At 44.6% G+C, this 15,732-nt stretch carries 13 protein-coding genes; 9 read left to right on the top strand and 4 right to left on the bottom strand.

Features of this window, described 5'->3' with window-relative positions; all coding sequences use genetic code 11:
* Positions 1-88 precede the first annotated feature (88 nt).
* Positions 89-1,831, bottom strand: a complete 1,743-nt coding sequence (locus tag ACOJRU_RS06495; protein WP_421134219.1) for an ATP-binding protein — start codon at positions 1,829-1,831, stop codon at positions 89-91.
* A gap of 207 nt (positions 1,832-2,038) precedes the next feature.
* On the opposite strand from ACOJRU_RS06495, the gene ACOJRU_RS06490 reads away from it, so the two are divergent.
* Entirely contained in the window at positions 2,039-2,581 is a 543-nt protein-coding gene (locus tag ACOJRU_RS06490; RefSeq protein WP_421134218.1) for a hypothetical protein, read from the top strand.
* 4 nt (positions 2,582-2,585) lie between these two features.
* Here the strand turns inward: ACOJRU_RS06490 and ACOJRU_RS06485 are convergent, their stop codons facing one another.
* Positions 2,586-3,254, bottom strand: coding sequence for a hypothetical protein (locus ACOJRU_RS06485; protein ID WP_421134217.1), 669 nt, complete (start codon positions 3,252-3,254; stop codon positions 2,586-2,588).
* A 174-nt stretch (positions 3,255-3,428) separates the two neighbouring features.
* On the opposite strand from ACOJRU_RS06485, the gene ACOJRU_RS06480 reads away from it, so the two are divergent.
* Positions 3,429-4,097 carry a glutathione S-transferase family protein gene (locus ACOJRU_RS06480; RefSeq protein ID WP_421134216.1) on the top strand — a complete coding sequence of 223 codons (669 nt, stop codon included), beginning with the start codon at positions 3,429-3,431 and terminating at the stop codon, positions 4,095-4,097.
* 6 nt (positions 4,098-4,103) lie between these two features.
* Here the strand turns inward: ACOJRU_RS06480 and ACOJRU_RS06475 are convergent, their stop codons facing one another.
* Both ACOJRU_RS06475 and ACOJRU_RS06470 read right to left on the bottom strand, forming a co-directional pair.
* Complete coding sequence (locus ACOJRU_RS06475) at positions 4,104-4,742, bottom strand: response regulator (RefSeq protein WP_421134215.1); 639 nt, start codon at positions 4,740-4,742, stop codon at positions 4,104-4,106.
* A 330-nt stretch (positions 4,743-5,072) separates the two neighbouring features.
* Complete coding sequence (locus ACOJRU_RS06470) at positions 5,073-7,373, bottom strand: TonB-dependent receptor (protein ID WP_421134214.1); 2,301 nt, start codon at positions 7,371-7,373, stop codon at positions 5,073-5,075.
* Between the two features lie 276 nt (positions 7,374-7,649).
* On the opposite strand from ACOJRU_RS06470, the gene ACOJRU_RS06465 reads away from it, so the two are divergent.
* The 7 genes from ACOJRU_RS06465 to recN all read left to right on the top strand — a co-directional run bounded on the left by ACOJRU_RS06465 (position 7,650) and on the right by recN (position 15,717).
* Entirely contained in the window at positions 7,650-8,945 is a 1,296-nt protein-coding gene (locus ACOJRU_RS06465; RefSeq protein ID WP_421134213.1) for a GntP family permease, read from the top strand.
* A gap of 12 nt (positions 8,946-8,957) precedes the next feature.
* Positions 8,958-10,184, top strand: a complete 1,227-nt coding sequence (locus tag ACOJRU_RS06460; RefSeq protein WP_421134212.1) for an E22 family MetX-like putative esterase — start codon at positions 8,958-8,960, stop codon at positions 10,182-10,184.
* An 11-nt stretch (positions 10,185-10,195) separates the two neighbouring features.
* Positions 10,196-11,200 (top strand): polyhydroxybutyrate depolymerase, encoded by a 1,005-nt coding sequence (locus ACOJRU_RS06455; protein WP_421134211.1) that lies wholly within the window; start codon positions 10,196-10,198, stop codon positions 11,198-11,200.
* Complete coding sequence (locus tag ACOJRU_RS06450; RefSeq protein WP_421134210.1) at positions 11,200-11,964, top strand: 3-hydroxybutyrate dehydrogenase; 765 nt, start codon at positions 11,200-11,202, stop codon at positions 11,962-11,964. Before ACOJRU_RS06455 ends, ACOJRU_RS06450 begins: the two co-directional genes overlap by 1 nt.
* A 67-nt stretch (positions 11,965-12,031) precedes the next feature.
* On the top strand, positions 12,032-12,907 hold the full coding sequence (gene nadK / locus ACOJRU_RS06445; protein WP_421134209.1) for an NAD(+) kinase: 876 nt from the start codon (positions 12,032-12,034) through the stop codon (positions 12,905-12,907).
* A gap of 366 nt (positions 12,908-13,273) precedes the next feature.
* The gene (gene dps / locus ACOJRU_RS06440; protein WP_421134208.1) at positions 13,274-13,783 is read left to right on the top strand and encodes a DNA starvation/stationary phase protection protein Dps; all 510 of its coding nucleotides are present in this window, start codon (positions 13,274-13,276) and stop codon (positions 13,781-13,783) included.
* 248 nt (positions 13,784-14,031) lie between these two features.
* Positions 14,032-15,717, top strand: a complete 1,686-nt coding sequence (recN, locus tag ACOJRU_RS06435; RefSeq protein WP_421134207.1) for a DNA repair protein RecN — start codon at positions 14,032-14,034, stop codon at positions 15,715-15,717.
* Positions 15,718-15,732: the final 15 nt, after the last annotated feature.

The raw sequence follows: 15,732 nt of genomic DNA, 5'->3' as shown, positions 1-15,732 counted from the left end.
ATAATGCGTTGCCTATTAAGTTTGTATATTGCCTCTAACCGTCAGAGCCCTCGTATAACACACCAAGACAAACAGAAAAATAAAAAGCCTAAACTTGCGCGGTGTCTTGTTTACGCTGGTACGATAGCAACACCGCTGTTAACGATTCAATATTAACCGGTTTAGTAAGGTAGTCATTCATGCCGGCGTCAAAACATTTTTGTTTTTCGCTCTCCATCGCATTGGCGGTCAACGCGACAATTGGGATAGATGACAAGTGCTCGCCTACACTACCAGCACGAATGCGACGCGTCGTTTCGTAACCGTCTAAATTAGGCATTTGGCAGTCCATTAAAATAATATCGTATTTCATTGGTGGGGATTTCATCAGCGTATCTAGGGCTTCACAACCGTCGTTTGACTCGTCTACGTCTACGCCCATACCTCCTAAAATAGCCAACATGACTTGCCTATTAATTTCATTGTCTTCAACTAATAGTACGGATAGATTCATATCAGTTGGACGCGAACTAATGCTAGTAGCCTTCGTCTCATTGTCTGGCTGTTCGGGAACCATCAGTGTGACAAAAAACGTAAAGGTAGACCCTTTCCCGACTTCACTTGAAAGGGTTATCTCTCCCCCCATCAATTCACAAACCTGTTTAGTAATAGCGAGGCCAAGCCCTGTGCCGCCAAACTTTCTCGTTGTTGACGAATCTGCTTGTGAGAACGATTCGAAAAGAAAGGGAATGATCGCTTCATCTATACCAGCACCTGTATCGCTTATGTCTACATTGATTCGTAATGAGTCGCCAGTACGCGTTGTATTACAGTGAATAGTGACACTCCCGGTTTCGGTAAACTTAATCGCATTTGACAGTAAGTTATTAAAGATTTGTTTAAGACGAAGAGGGTCACCCACTACCCTGGTGATGTTGTCACTTTCTGCAATAAGTTCAATCCGCAAACCTTTTTTATCAGCTTGAAATTTCTGCTCTTGAATTACCTCGTACATGAACTGGTTTAAATCAAACTCTATGTGTTCGAGGGTTAGCTCTCCCGCTTCTATTTTCGAAAAGTCTAAGATGTCGTTGATAATCACCATTAACGAATCTGCGCTACGTTTTGCTGTCGCAAGAAAGGTTGCCTGTTGCTCACCTAATTCCATCCGGCTGATAACATCAATCATGCCGATGACACCATTCATAGGTGTTCGTATCTCGTGACTCATATTGGCGAGAAAAGCACTTTTTGCTTCGTTTGCCGCCATGGCTTTCTTTTCGTGTGCTACCGCATAATCTCTTTGTTGCGTTAATTCAACCTGTTTACTGACAAGCTTTTGTCGGCCCAAATGTGAAAACCAACTTAATAACGTTCCCATTAACATGGAAAAGAAGAAATGAAGCATCAACGGCATGTCGGCAGCAAGATTAACCATTACCCAACCAGCCCAGTTTAGCGATATTAATACAACCCACTGGAATCGATTCGATAAAACAATGCCGCAGGCCAGGATCACTAAGAAAAGGTTGGTCGTTTGTTCAGGCGATTGAGACAGCCACAGGTGTGCTAAACTATTTACAGAACCCAATAACAATAGCGAAAGAATACCCAAGCGTTGATGAAGCGTCGAAATTTTTGCTGACTTGCGCATTAACACAAAGCTAAATACGGTGGTAACTAGCGCTAAACTAACCAGCCCCCATTTATAATCATCAGGAAGTAGAAAGTAATGACTACATGTGATTAGCACATAAAGAAAAAAGAATGCCGCCGCCATGGGCGTTAACAACTGCGTTAACAACTCTTTTGGCTCTTCAACCGCTTTCGTTCTTTTATTACCTAGCGCCATTTAATTCCTATTTTACGCGTCCCATCCGCATCCAATGTAAAGATAATAGCTTGTAAAAGTGGAGAATATATTCCCAATTAGGCTAATACCGTTTTTGAAAAGGCAAACCTTAACTGTAGGTAATATCCAACGATTAGCGAGTTATTAACTAATTAATCCAAAGCTCACTTCGCCATCGTATACAAATTATTACATTGTGGAGTTGCTATGAACCGAAAAACGTCCCCGGTTTTACTTTATGCTACCGGTGCTTTATTGCTTACTGTTATTGCTATTTGCGCCTATAAGTCGTTTCAAATTGTAAGGTCGCACAACGAAAAGAACGACGCACTTTATTATTTAGGTAGTACAGGCTGGAAATGGCAAAATGAAGTATCTGAAGTTCAAATCAAGCAAAAAGACGGCTATTCGCCGGCGCTGAGACAAGTTAACCTTGATGAAGATTATGCAGCGCTTATTACGCTTAGCGAGAACGGACAATATCGAGGCTTTGTTTTTTTTAATGCGGCGTGTGAGCCAGGCTCAGCGATATCTGAAACTAAGTACGTGTCGCCTGATGGTGAGCAATCCTCATCAGTGCTTCATTGCATTGAAGGGAAGCTTGTTTACATAAAAATGTGGCCAACTCGTATTCAAAACGATCGATGGGCAGACAGTGTAGGCGCCTATTCATTTGATGTAGACTTAACCGATTGGGATTTCTCGCCATTGATTAAGGCGTATTACATCGGAAAAGGTGAAGCAATTTAGCTTATCATTCTAATTTTTTTTGTAACTTGCTGCCTTCATTAGCGGTGAGTAATGTGTCGATGGCGCATTGTTCGTGGTCAGTGAATGCGGTAGAAAAATTCTCACCCCTTACGGTAATAGCATGTTTGCCTTTTGGCGCAATGCGCGCATTTGCTCGAGCAATTTGATCGGTAAATGCGACTAACGATATTCTATTATACGTAAACGACCCATCTTGCCCACCCGCTGAGGCAGACGTTAACAGGTCGTCATGTTCTAGCGACTGTGCGTGCCTGAACACCGCTTGCGACTTACTGAAACACGCGGTTTTACTTCTTAGCAAGGCGGCTTCTGGAATCGCCTTAATTCGAACACTGTCCCCCTTTTTCTGCCACGTTACGCCACAAATGCTAATGACAAAAGCATCGTCTTGGTTTGCAACGCGTGAGCGTGCAAGTGGCGATCCCTCAGGCATGGCATCAATGGCAGCTATCACGTTACGAAGCCCTTCAACAGTCAACTTTTCAAGGGTTACTTCACCATTCTCTGATGCATAAGTTAGCTTTAGCGTGTTTTCAAGATAATAAACTTGTCCAGTATCCTGCCACAGGGAGATGGCCTCATCGTGTTTGTTTGTAACAGATGTACGAAGATTAGGACGATTGGTCAAACGTTTAATAAGTTTTGATAACACGGCTTTCGCTTTATATTATTCGTTTGCATGTTTTACGTTCCAATGTAGCGAGCGGATTAAGTCGTAAGCGATATTACAAGCAAATTAACCTTTATAGTCATCTATAAATACAGATGTGTTGCACGCTATTTAATAAAGCACGAATGTATTGAAACACTTCAATGAGGATTCATTATGCTTAAATTGTATGGCTTTGATGTTAGTAACTATTACAACATGATCAAATTGGCAATGGCGCTAAAGGGGATAGAGTACGAAACGGTAATGACCTACCCAAACCAAACGCCAGATTACTTAGCAATAAGTCCAACGGGCAAAGTACCCGCGTTGCAAACCGAACAAGGCGTACTGGTCGAGACCAATGTTATTCTTGAATACCTAGATGAGATAGCACCGCAGTCGCTACTTTACCCTACTGAGCCTTTTGCTCGTGCCAAGGTAAAAGAGCTGGTAAAGCTTATAGAACTGTATATCGAACTGCCCGCAAGACGTTGTCACACCGAAGCATTTTGGGGTGTTCCAGTAGATGAAAATACAAAAAAAGAAGTAAAACGTGCTTTGTTTAATGGTGTACAAGCCCTCGCGCGTGCAGCCGACTTCTCCCCATTTATCGCGGGCGATACGCTCACTGCGGCCGATATTATGTTTCTTTATTCTATGGACCTTGCAGCACCTGTGGCCAAAAAATTGTTTGAAGTAGATTTATATGAACATGCACCAGAAAGTAAGGCGTTAATGGAAACGCTTAAAGCCATGCCAGAAGTAGCACAGATTGAGAAAGACAAGCGCGCGGCGGCGCCGGCGTTTAATGCTTATCTGAAAAAAGCATTTAGTAATAAGTAAGCAACACTAACTACCGGTTCGCATAGTATTTTTAAATGCTATGCCAGCCTTTGTTCTATTTATTACGCCTAGCTTTTTCAAGACCGCTGAGACATGTTGTTTTACAGTAGATTCAGAGATGGCGAGCTCGTAGGCTATTTGTTTGTTTAACAAGCCGTCAGACACCATTTTAAGCACCTTCAACTGATGTGGCGTAAGTTGCGCCAATCGCATGCTAAAATCGTCGACGTGGTCACTACGTTCTAGTGTGGAGCCGATGTGTTCAGGTAACCATGTCTCACCCTCTAACACCGTATTGACAGCCTCAATAATACATTCTACCGATGCCGACTTAGGAATGAACCCGCTTGCGCCAAGTGCCAGCGCTCGCCGCACGATATCTGGCGCATCTTGAGCGGTAACAATAACAACTAACACGTCGGGATATTCGGCACGAATCTCAGAAAGCCCATTTAATCCTTCCGTTCCAGGCATTCCCAAGTCTAAAAATACGATATCTACGTGAACATTCGTGGCCAAAACTTCCATAGTTTCTGGAAAACTAGAAGCCTCCATCAGTAAAAGGCTGTCGTTGCTGTTAAGTGCGTGGCACATCGCAACACGAAACAATGGGTGGTCGTCGGCAATTAAAATGCAGGTCTGCACGTGTGATCCATTAACTACTAAATCTGTTAACACCATACTAACATGATAGAAACAATAGACCATGGGCACAGGGCTTAAGTGATAAAAAAACCACCAATATCTTGGTGGTTTTTAAGTACATCCTAACGACCAGGTTACTACAGTACCGATGCCGCGATACTACTGCGAATGAAAGCTGCGATTGAATATCTAGCGGCGCATGCAACTCTCGTGCAATATCACTTACGCTAATAATGCGTTTTTTCATCGCATGACGTTCATGCATGCAAGATAATGTAAAAAAAGCCCACGTTGTCGTGGGCTTAAAAGTGTGAATTTTACTTGTCGTGATTAAAAACGATAGCCAACGGTTAAGTGAACCGTTCGAGGATCGCCGTAATAGCCAATAAGCGTCGTATCGCCGCCTAACCCTGGACCGAAGTTCCCGGCGTCATCTCGAGTAACAAAATCGTACCCGCCCACAAGATATTCTTCATCGGTAAGGTTCTTCACGTGAAGACCTGCATACCAGTCCCCTTCAACGCTCTCCCATCGTGCACTTAAGTTAACCATTCCATAGGCATCTTGCTGAATGAGGTCACTGGTTTCAAACAACAGGTAGTCGTCACGGTAGTAGTAGTTGGCATTGAAAATAATGTCGCCAACGCTGGTTTCTAATAGATAGTTAGCGTTTACGTTTAATGTATTTTCAGGGGTACTTGCTGCACCGATAATTGGTGGAATGGCGTTATTTTCTTTAATTTCAAAGTCGATGAAACCATAGGCCACATCAAACTGCAGGTTTTCGGATGCCACCCATGTCATTTCTACTTCTGCACCATTTGCCGCGGTTTCTGCAGCATTGCGCAGTCGTTGGTCAAGTGCAGTAGGGTCTGACAAGTCACCTTCAACGCCAATATACTGCCTGTCACTATGGTCATAAGTAAACAAGGTTACGTTTAAGCGAAGCGTATCACTTATATCGCTCTTCATACCAATTTCAACACTATCCACTACCTCAGGACGTACCCCAGGCTCATTTGTTTGAGCGCGAGGGTTAAAGGTTCCTGATTTGAAGCCTTGAGAATAGCTGGCGAAGAACATTGTGTCGGTATTCATTTGATACTCGATGCCGACGCGAGGCGTAAATCGAGACCAACTCTCTTTCGCAGGCGCGTCGAGTTCACCATCGCCATCGGTATCAGTACCTAACACTTGAGGAACTAATTGACCATCAGGGCGTACATATCCATCTATCCAATCCGATGCAGGATACACGTTATCAAACACTAATCCGTTATTTACAAATGCTGTTTTTTCTTCGTCTGTGTATCGTGCACCAAGCGATAGCGACAGCTTATCGTTTACTTGATAATTAAATTGGGCATAGGCCGCCCAGCTTTCAGAATTGTTACACCCTGTGACTTCACGGGTAAGACCTGGCGCGCCAAGTGAAGCCCCAAGTACTCCTAATATAGCGTCAAAGTTACCACACGATTCGCCATCATAAAGGTATAGTCCCGACACAAGATCATAACTGTCGCCAATGTAATTTAACTGCACTTCATGCGTGTCATTTGAATCATCGTATTCAGCGGGCACGTCAAAAATAGGCAAGGGCGTATTATCAAAGTCGATATTAGTTGGTGAATAACTTTCTCTATGTGAACCAATATATTTCAGCTCCATATTATCGGAAACATTGTAGCGCGCTAACCAGCTGTAACCTTCAAGCTCTACTTTGTTTTCGGTAGGTAAACTGGTGTAGGAATCAAATTTTGAGTCGGGGACAGGTGCATCAGTAAGTAAGCTAGGCAGTAATCTGAACCCCCCTTTTGCGTTTGAATCATCTTCCGTTTTGTCCCAACCAAGTCTGAAAAATAGGTCATCCGATGCATTAATTTCTAACGTGACTCTCGCTGCCCACAATTCTTTGTTGTAGTTCTCTTTATCTTGATTAGGAAGCGCACTTATTAAATATTCACCGAACCCGTCTCGATTTAAGTTTGCATACCCAACACCTAAATACACCGTATCTTCAATTAATGGGACTTGGCCGGTGAAACGAACATCGCGTTGGTTGTAGCTGCCCACGGTAGCTTCTACGTTAAACTCGGCATCGCCAGACATTTCTTTTGTTACATATTTGACCGCACCACCAATGGTATTTTTGCCATACAGGGTACCTTGCGGCCCACGAAGTACTTCAATACGTTGCACGTCTAATAAATCCAGCACAGCGCCCTGAGGACGAGCCATATATACATCGTCAATATAAATACCAACACCGGGTTCATAGCCCCATAGTGGATCTTGCTGGCCAAGGCCACGAATAAATGCCGTTAGGGTTGAGTTGGTGCCGCGACTGGTTTGCAATGTTGTATTGGGTGAAAACTGTTGCACCTCGGTGAGCACCGTGATGCCTTTTTCTGCAAGTTCCATTGCGCCAATAGACGTAATTGCTACCGGTGTTTCTTGAAGCGATTCTACTGTTTTACGCGCGGTAACTTCTATACGCTCTAGCTTTCCCTTCTCATTCGCCTCAGCGGCAGTTTCCTGTGCAATAGCAACATTAGAAGAAAGTAGTGCCGTTGCCACGGCGGCAGCACAAACAGTTCGAGGGTAACGGTGAAAATGTGTGGATAGTGACATAGTGAGTCCTTTTTGATTTTATATTTTTACGTTCTGTCGGATGCAATGTCTGCGGTCAAAATCACTCTAGAGCACTTTGTAACATTCGTATGTAGTACCATCGTACTATGGGAATTAGTATAAAGTCGCGTCACACTCTGCCAACTACATCGTGTGCTTTTCTTTCCATACTGCGTGTGCATAAATAATGAAAAGCATTGAAATAACAACAAAAAAAACCTATAGCTTAACGGATTCCAATCTATCTGCGGTCACAGATTTTTAAGGAAAATAATTATGTTAAGTATGTTTGGGTTGGTTGGTGGGCTAGTACTGCTCATCATACTCACTATCCGTGGTATGAATCTGTTTATTGCGGCACCGCTGTGCGCTTTGCTAGTAGCGGTAACCAACAACATTGCAATATTTACAGGCGAGTTAAACTTTGTCGGCGCATACATGAGCGGGTTCTCTGGATTTATTGCTTCCTGGTTCTTTATGTTCTTGCTTGGCGCATTGTTTGGCAAGTTTATGGAAGACAGCGGCGCTGCAGACGCGGTGTCTCGGTGGATCATTGACAAAATAGGCTATAAACAGGCGGTCATGGCCGTTGTGTTGGCGTGCGCTATTTTAACCTATGGCGGCGTGAGTGTATTTGTCGTGGCATTTTCGGTTTACCCCATGGCGGTAAGCTTGTTTAAAGATGCTAACCTACCGCGGCGCTTTATTCCTGCCGCAATGGCCTTTGGTTCGGTAACGTTCACGATGACATCAGCGGGCTCACCTGAAATACAAAATTGGATCCCAATTAAATATTTAGGAACGTCGCCTTTTGCTGCTTGGGAAGTAAGCCTGGTCGTTGCGGTCTTTATGGCGACGTTGGGTTATTGGTGGCTTGCCAAAATGATTAAAAAAGCGGTGAATAACGGCGAACATTTTGAAGCCAGAGAAAGCGACCCTGAAGTACGCGAGCGTGACTACCCTCACCCGCTGACCGGCATAGTGCCGCTATTTGTTGTTTTAGTTATTTCGTTTTTATTTCACGAGTCTTTGGCGCAGTTAGCACTTATCCTTGCTCTTGGAGGCGGCGTGCTGACTTTGTTAGTGATTAACTACAAACACTTCCATAACCTTCAATCTGCCATTAACCTAGGCACAACCGGCGCACTGGTAGCCATAGGGAATACAGCGGCCGTTGTGGGGTTTGGTGCCATTGCGAAAAATACCGATGCGTTTCAAAACACCGTCGAGTTAATGACCCAAATCCCGGGTAATGAACTCATTGGTGCGGCGATTGCGGTTAGCGTGATTGCCGGCCTAACGGGCAGTGCATCTGGTGGGCAGGCGATTGCATTGCCACTCGTTGCTCCGCACTACCTTGACCAAGGCGTAGAGGCCGAGCAACTTCATCGTATCGTGTCTATCTCGTCAGGCGCATTAGACTCGCTGCCACATAACGGCTATGTCGTCACCACCATCAGAGCAATATGCCATGAAACTCACAAAGCGGCTTATTGGTCAGTAGCCGCACTTACCGTCGTTGTGCCCCTTATTGGGCTTGCGCTGGCAATTACCCTATTTAGCGTACTGTAAGAAGGACAATTTATGCGCCCACGTACATTCATTGCATTAGCGTTTACATTATTCATGATGAGTGTAAGCGCACTGGTAAACGCTTCAAGTACTGCTGCAGCTGAAGCGTCAAGCGATAACACGCTCATTGTCGAGAAGCAGCGCTTTACCCTGCCCTCATTCGAAACGTTTAACGGCAGCACAATTAAGCAGGTAAACGTAGGCTGGGAAGCCTACGGAGAATTAAATGACAAAAAAGACAACGTAATTTTGGTCACCCACTACTTTTCTGGTACCTCTCATGCGGCCGGAAAATATACAGAAAACGATACCCAGCCAGGGTATTGGGATGCCATTATTGGCCCTGGAAAAGCCATTGACACCAATAAGTTTTTCGTCGTTAGTGTCGACACGTTGGTTAATTTAAATGCCTATGACGAACATGTAATAACAACCGGCCCAGCGTCGATTAACCCCGACACAAACAAACCCTATGGCTTGTCATTTCCTGTGGTTACCATCCGGGACTTCGTAAATGTACAAAAGGCGCTACTTGAAAGTTTGGACATTACCTCGCTTTACGCCGTAGTAGGCCCGTCAATGGGTTCAATGCAGGCTATCGATTGGGCAAGCGCGTATCCCGATTGGGTACCTCGCATGATTTCTGTGATCGGTGCAGGAGAAAGTGACGGATGGACCACTGCGGCCTTGGCGCATTGGGCGATGCCTATAAAACTTGATAGTAACTGGAATAACGGGAACTACACCAAAGAGACTGCGCCAGTAAACGGGTTAACAGCATCGTTAATGCTGATTAGCCAACATGCATTGTCACCGGAATACTTTAATGCTCAGGCTCAATCGCTGAGATTTAATAACCTTGAAGACGCCCCACTGAATGACATCAATACATCACACTCCATAGTAAATTGGCTTACATCACGAGCGGCATCACGTGCAGAAAACATGGATGCGAATCACCTTCTTTATTTAGTGAGAGCCTGCCAGTTATTCGTTGCAGGTCATCAACAAGATTTGAAAAAAGGGCTCAGTACGATAAAAGCCAAAACACTGTTTCTTCCAGCGACGACCGATTTATTGTTAATGCCTTATCTTTCTGAGCATACGCACGCCATGCTAGAGGACATGGGAAAAGACACGGCCATTGATATGCTATCTGGTTCGCTTGGACACCTTGAAGGCGTTGCAAACGTGCAGGCCCAACAAACGCGCATTCGCCGCTTTCTAGAAGAAAAATAAAAGGACAACTCATGAAGTTAAAAACGATATTTTCAGCGCTATGTATTGCCACGTCTGGGTACGCAGCAGCTGCAACACCAATGCTAAACTTGCAACTGGATAACGTAACAGTGTCTGGTTTGTCGTCTGGCGGCTACATGGCGACACAGTTTCACGTTGCAAATAGCGATTGGGTTTCTGGCTCGGGTGTATTAGCAGGCGGCCCATACTGGTGTGCACAAGGCGATATTACTGTTGCCCTTCGTCAATGCGTAAATACGGTTGATGAGCCTATTGATATAAAGGCGTTAAACGAAACCGCAAAACGCTACGAAGCGAATGGCAAAATAGCACCGCTTACTAACTTAGCCAATGACAAGGTATGGCTATTTCACGGCACGCAAGATACCCGCGTCGTCGCTGAAGTAAGCGATAGCCTTCACGCTATGTATAGTGAGTGGGTTGCCAGCGACCGCATTAAGTACATTAACGATAAAGCGATAGCACATGTATTCCCAACGGTTAGCAGTGGTAGTGATTGCATAACATCTGAAACACCGTTTATCGGTAATTGTAACTATAATGCGGCGGGTGAGATGTTAAAGCATCTGCTTCCTGACATTGCCGAACCCGACGATACACTCAGTGGAAAGGTAATGACTATCGACCAGCAAGCGATGGCAGGCGACAATGCAAAAACACTGGCTTCGGAGGGCTTTGTATATGTACCAAAAAGTTGTGCTGAAGGTGAGCAATGCCGGGCACACATCAGTTTTCATGGTTGTAATCAATATGCTGACGCTGTAGGCGACGCATACGTTACGCAAACAGGGTTGAATGAGTGGGCAGATGATAACCATCTGATTGTGTTATACCCACAAACTAAGAAATCTATGTTTATGCCGTTAAACCCACAGGGGTGCTGGGACTGGTGGGGGTACACATCTTCAGACTACGCCAATCGTGAGGGAGCGCAAATTAAAGCAGTGGCCGCTATGCTGAGAGGGTTAAACACAATGCGCGAAGGAGCAGAGTAATGAAACGTACAATTTTCATTACCGGCGGCGCTAGCGGCATTGGTTTTGGTATTGCAAAAGCCATGGCAGCCGACGGTCACCATATTATTATTGCAGATATCAATGAGGAAGCAGCGCAGCACGCCGCGTCCGCACTTATTGCCGCAGGTGGAAGTAGCAGTGCCATCGCGCTTGACGTGTGCAATGCTGAACATATTGCATCACTGAACGATAAGCTTGGCTCACGACGCGTTGATATTCTGATCAACAACGCTGGCATACAGCATGTTGCTCCGCTCGAACAGTTCCCTGCTCAAAAGTGGCAGCAACTCATCGACATCATGCTCGTTGCCCCCGCGCTCCTTACTCAGGCTTTTTTACCTGCAATGCGGGCTCAAAATTACGGACGGATTATCAATGTAGGGTCGATTCATTCGGTGGTGGCTTCGCCCTATAAGTCGGCTTATGTGGCGGCTAAACATGGCCTATTAGGGTTTGCAAAGACAGTGGCATTAGAAACCGGTGATTGTGACGTAACCATCAATACACTCTGCCCAGCCTACGTTAAAACGCCTTTGGTCGAGCAACAAATTGCCGCCCAAGCAAAAGAACACAATTTAACCGAAGAGGACGTTATTAACAAAATCATGTTAGAGCCCATGCCGAAAAAGCAGTTTATTAGCATTGAAGAGCTTGCTGACACGGCGAAATTCCTTATCTCTAACAGTGCAAGGAATATTACCGGACAAGCAATGATCCTTGATGGAGGATGGACCGCAAGGTAACGCTTTCCTTTCATAAAATAAGTGTGCTAATGTCCTGCCATTGGAAAGGAAAGGACGTTAGCATTCCATGCCCTATCAAACCGTTGCTCTTATAGGTAAACCGCGTCACGCGGCCACACACGATAGCCTTAACACGCTTGCCGATTATTTACTTGCGCGAGGCTGCACATTATTGGTAGAAGAAAGCATTGCATGCGAATTAGAAACCGATAACTTTATAGCCAGTAACTTAGTCACCATTGGTAGAGATGCCGACCTAGCGGTTGTAGTGGGCGGTGATGGCAGCATGCTTGGCGCTGCGCGCGTATTAGCCCGATTTGACATCCATGTTGTCGGCGTGAATCGAGGCAACCTTGGCTTCCTAACTGATATCCATCCCGATGACATTGCCTCTCAGCTTGACCATATCTTTAACGGCGAATGTTTTGTAGAAAAACGTTTCTTGCTTGATGTGGGCGTATATAGAGATGAGAAATTAAAAAGTAATAATTCGGCCATGAACGAAGTGGTGCTGCATCACGGTAAAGTGGCACACATGATGGAATTCGAGATTTATATCGATGACCAATTTGTCTTCAGCCAAAGAAGCGACGGTTTAATTGTTGCGACACCAACCGGCTCGACAGCCTATTCACTGTCAGCGGGAGGGCCGATAATAATGCCAAAGCTTGATGCACTCACATTAGTGCCAATGTTTCCTCATACCCTTAGCAGCCGCCCCATCGTGGTTGATGCTGACAGCCAAGTTTCAATGAAAGTCTCTAAAGTGAACAGTGATTCGCTTCAACTAAGCTGTGACAGTCATATTGTGCTTCCCGTATTACCGGGTGATGAAATACGCATTAATAAGAGCGATGATAAATTGCATTTAGTGCACCCAAAAGGGTACGACTACTTCAATGTATTACGCAAAAAATTGGGATGGGGCAGTAAACTCTACTAAACGTGTCTTGTTAAAACGTTTGTTTGCTGCAAGCACTCGCTAGCGCTTTGTCACTTTACCATTTGTAGCTAACCCCGTCTCTCTACTGTTTGTAAAGCACAGACGTTGAGGTGCAATTACGTTACCGTAAAAAGCACGAAAATCTTACAACGCCTTGTACTCTTTTCACTGCCATTACCTCTTTTTATTTTCTTATCTCTACTAAAATTACGACAAACCCTCAACTAAACCACTGAAAATAATCAAAAAAAATCAATTCTCTTTCATATCGGTATGCACGTTGCAAGGATTACTGTGAGTTCGTCGACGCTATGCACAAATGAAATTGCAGCGTCGACAGACATTTAAAGTTTAAAAGGAGTAATGATGAGTAACGAGAATCTTAAGTTTACTGCACCTGGAATGGATAACGATAAAGCCGCTGAAGCGATTAATGTGCTAGCGGAACGTTTAACCGCGCTTCTTGATTTACAACTTACATTGAAGCACGTTCATTGGAACGTGGTAGGCCCAAATTTTATTGGCGTACACGAAATGCTTGACCCACAGGTAGATGCAGTTCGTGATATGACAGACACAATCGCGGAGCGCATAGCAACGCTAGGTGGCGTACCAAAAGGAACGCCGAAAGCGATTGTGGAAACACGTACATGGGATGACTATGCGCTAGGAAAAGCGTTAGTGACTGACCATCTCGTAGCGCTAGATGCGGTATACAATGGTGTGAACGGCGATCATAGAAAAGCATTAGAGACACTGGGCGACATAGACCCAGTATCGGAAGATATGATCACAGGCCAGTTAGCCGACCTTGAACAATTCCAGTGGTTCGTAAGAGCCCACTTAGAGTCGAGTTCAGGCGAACTAACAAAGTAATGTAATCATGATAACAAACGCCAAAACGTCGAAAAACGTTTTGGCGTTTTTTTATAGCGCGTACAATACAACATCGTTAAGCTGCTCCCCTCTCTCCCTTCCTGATAACAACCTAATAATATCAATTAGTTATAAAAATCAGATTCGGTTATTCGCTTAATTAAGCGACAAAAACTTTACGCCACCAAAAATACTGTATATATTTACACTAACTGTATAAATATCATGTTAAATAGGTGAGTGTAGTTATGTTAGCGCATCTTTCAATTAGCAACTTTGCTGTAGTAAAACAATTATCTGTTCAACTAGAGCACGGATTAACCGCTATTACGGGTGAAACGGGAGCGGGGAAGTCTATCGCTATAGACGCGCTTAGCCTTTGCTTAGGCGAACGCGCAGATGCTAACGCCGTACGCAAAGGTGCCCAAAAGGCTGAAATAATCGCTCACTTTTCATTAGAAAATAACGCGTTTGCTAAGCATTTTCTTGATGAACATGAACTTACCTCGGATGAAGATGACAATAGCTGTTTTATCAGACGCGTGATCTCAAAAGAAGGTCGCTCTAAAGCATTTATCAACGGCATTCCTGCATCACTTCAGCAACTTAAAAGCCTAGGCCAATATGTGCTTGCCATTCACGGGCAAAATACGCACCTCCAGCTGCTTAAAGAAGATTATCAACGCAATCTGATAGATAGCTATTCCGACCATAGTGGGTTGTTAGAAAATGTAAAGCACGCTTATATGCAGTGGAAAGAAAAACAGAAGCTATTGTCTGATTTGCAAAATCAAGCACAACAACGCGAAGACCGTCTGCAGCTTCTGACATATCAGGTTAAAGAATTAGACGAGTTTTCAATTGAAGAAGGCGAATTTGAAGAGCTTGAGACAGAACATAAAAGGCTGAGCAATGGGCAAAGTTTGCTTGAGCAAGCGCAAACCAGTGTATACAACCTTTATGAAAATGATGAAGGCAACGCGCTTTCTGTTATTCAACATAGCATAGAACGTTTAGGAGAACTTGAAGCGCACGATGCCACGCTCACGCCAATAGTTGCCATGCTTAACGAGGCTTCTATTCAGGTTGAAGAAGCAGCAAGTGAACTAAGAAGTTACTGTGATGCGTTGGAAATCGATCCGCTACGCCTTCAGCAAGTAGAAGCTCGGTATGGAAAAGCGATGGAGTTAGCGCGCAAGCACAATGTGATGCCTGAGGCCCTTTTCCAGCATCACCAATCACTCACTCAAGAGTTTACGGCGCTGGGCGAACAAGAGACGCTTCTGACCACACTAGAAGATGAGGTAAGCACGTGTAAAGAGGAGTATCTCGCAACAACCCAAGTTTTGTCTAACGACCGACAACAAGCGGCGTTAGCACTTGCTGCTGATATTGAAAAACAAATTCGACAAATGAATATGCCCCATGCTCAGGTGCAAATTGATGTTGATTACGATCCGTTGAAAAAACCAAGCGTTACCGGACTTGACGTTATTACGTTTAAAGCATCGACAAACCCCGGCCAAGATGCCGACAAGCTAGAGAAGGTCGTATCAGGTGGAGAGCTTTCTCGTATCGGGTTAGCAATACAAGTTATTGCTAACGACAATAATGCAACACCCACAATGATTTTCGATGAAGTGGATACAGGAATAAGTGGCCCTACCGCATCAATTGTTGGCGGCTTACTTCGGAAATTAGGCAAACAGTCACAGGTTATGTGCGTAACGCACTTACCTCAAGTTGCTGCGCAAGCACACAACCAGCTTTTTGTGACTAAAATTACCGATGGTGAAAGCACTGAAACGCAGATGCTTGCATTAACTAAGCAAGACCGAGTGGACGAACTTGCGCGCTTACTCGCTGGTGACAAAGTAACCAAGTCTGCGCTTGCAAACGCAAAAGAACTGCTTAAAAGCGCTGCATCGAACTAAAATGAAGTTGATTGG

Source organism: Alteromonas algae (genome assembly GCF_049117195.1).
Lineage (GTDB): Bacteria > Pseudomonadota > Gammaproteobacteria > Enterobacterales > Alteromonadaceae > Alteromonas.
Note: the sequence above shows the minus strand (reverse complement) of the source record. Positions and strands in the feature narration are given on the sequence as shown.

Bases quoted from the DNA above. Each gene is read 5' to 3' on its own strand.
- ACOJRU_RS06495 (WP_421134219.1), bottom strand. From the start codon at position 1,831: ATGGCGCTAGGTAATAAAAGAACGAAAGCGGTTGAAGAGCCAAAAGAG.
- ACOJRU_RS06490 (WP_421134218.1), top strand. From the start codon at position 2,039: ATGAACCGAAAAACGTCCCCGGTTTTACTTTATGCTACCGGTGCTTTA.
- ACOJRU_RS06480 (WP_421134216.1), top strand. From the start codon at position 3,429: ATGCTTAAATTGTATGGCTTTGATGTTAGTAACTATTACAACATGATC.
- ACOJRU_RS06470 (WP_421134214.1), bottom strand. From the start codon at position 7,373: ATGTCACTATCCACACATTTTCACCGTTACCCTCGAACTGTTTGTGCT.
- ACOJRU_RS06465 (WP_421134213.1), top strand. From the start codon at position 7,650: ATGTTAAGTATGTTTGGGTTGGTTGGTGGGCTAGTACTGCTCATCATA.
- ACOJRU_RS06460 (WP_421134212.1), top strand. From the start codon at position 8,958: ATGCGCCCACGTACATTCATTGCATTAGCGTTTACATTATTCATGATG.
- ACOJRU_RS06455 (WP_421134211.1), top strand. From the start codon at position 10,196: ATGAAGTTAAAAACGATATTTTCAGCGCTATGTATTGCCACGTCTGGG.
- ACOJRU_RS06450 (WP_421134210.1), top strand. From the start codon at position 11,200: ATGAAACGTACAATTTTCATTACCGGCGGCGCTAGCGGCATTGGTTTT.
- nadK (WP_421134209.1), top strand. From the start codon at position 12,032: ATGCCCTATCAAACCGTTGCTCTTATAGGTAAACCGCGTCACGCGGCC.
- dps (WP_421134208.1), top strand. From the start codon at position 13,274: ATGAGTAACGAGAATCTTAAGTTTACTGCACCTGGAATGGATAACGAT.
- recN (WP_421134207.1), top strand. From the start codon at position 14,032: ATGTTAGCGCATCTTTCAATTAGCAACTTTGCTGTAGTAAAACAATTA.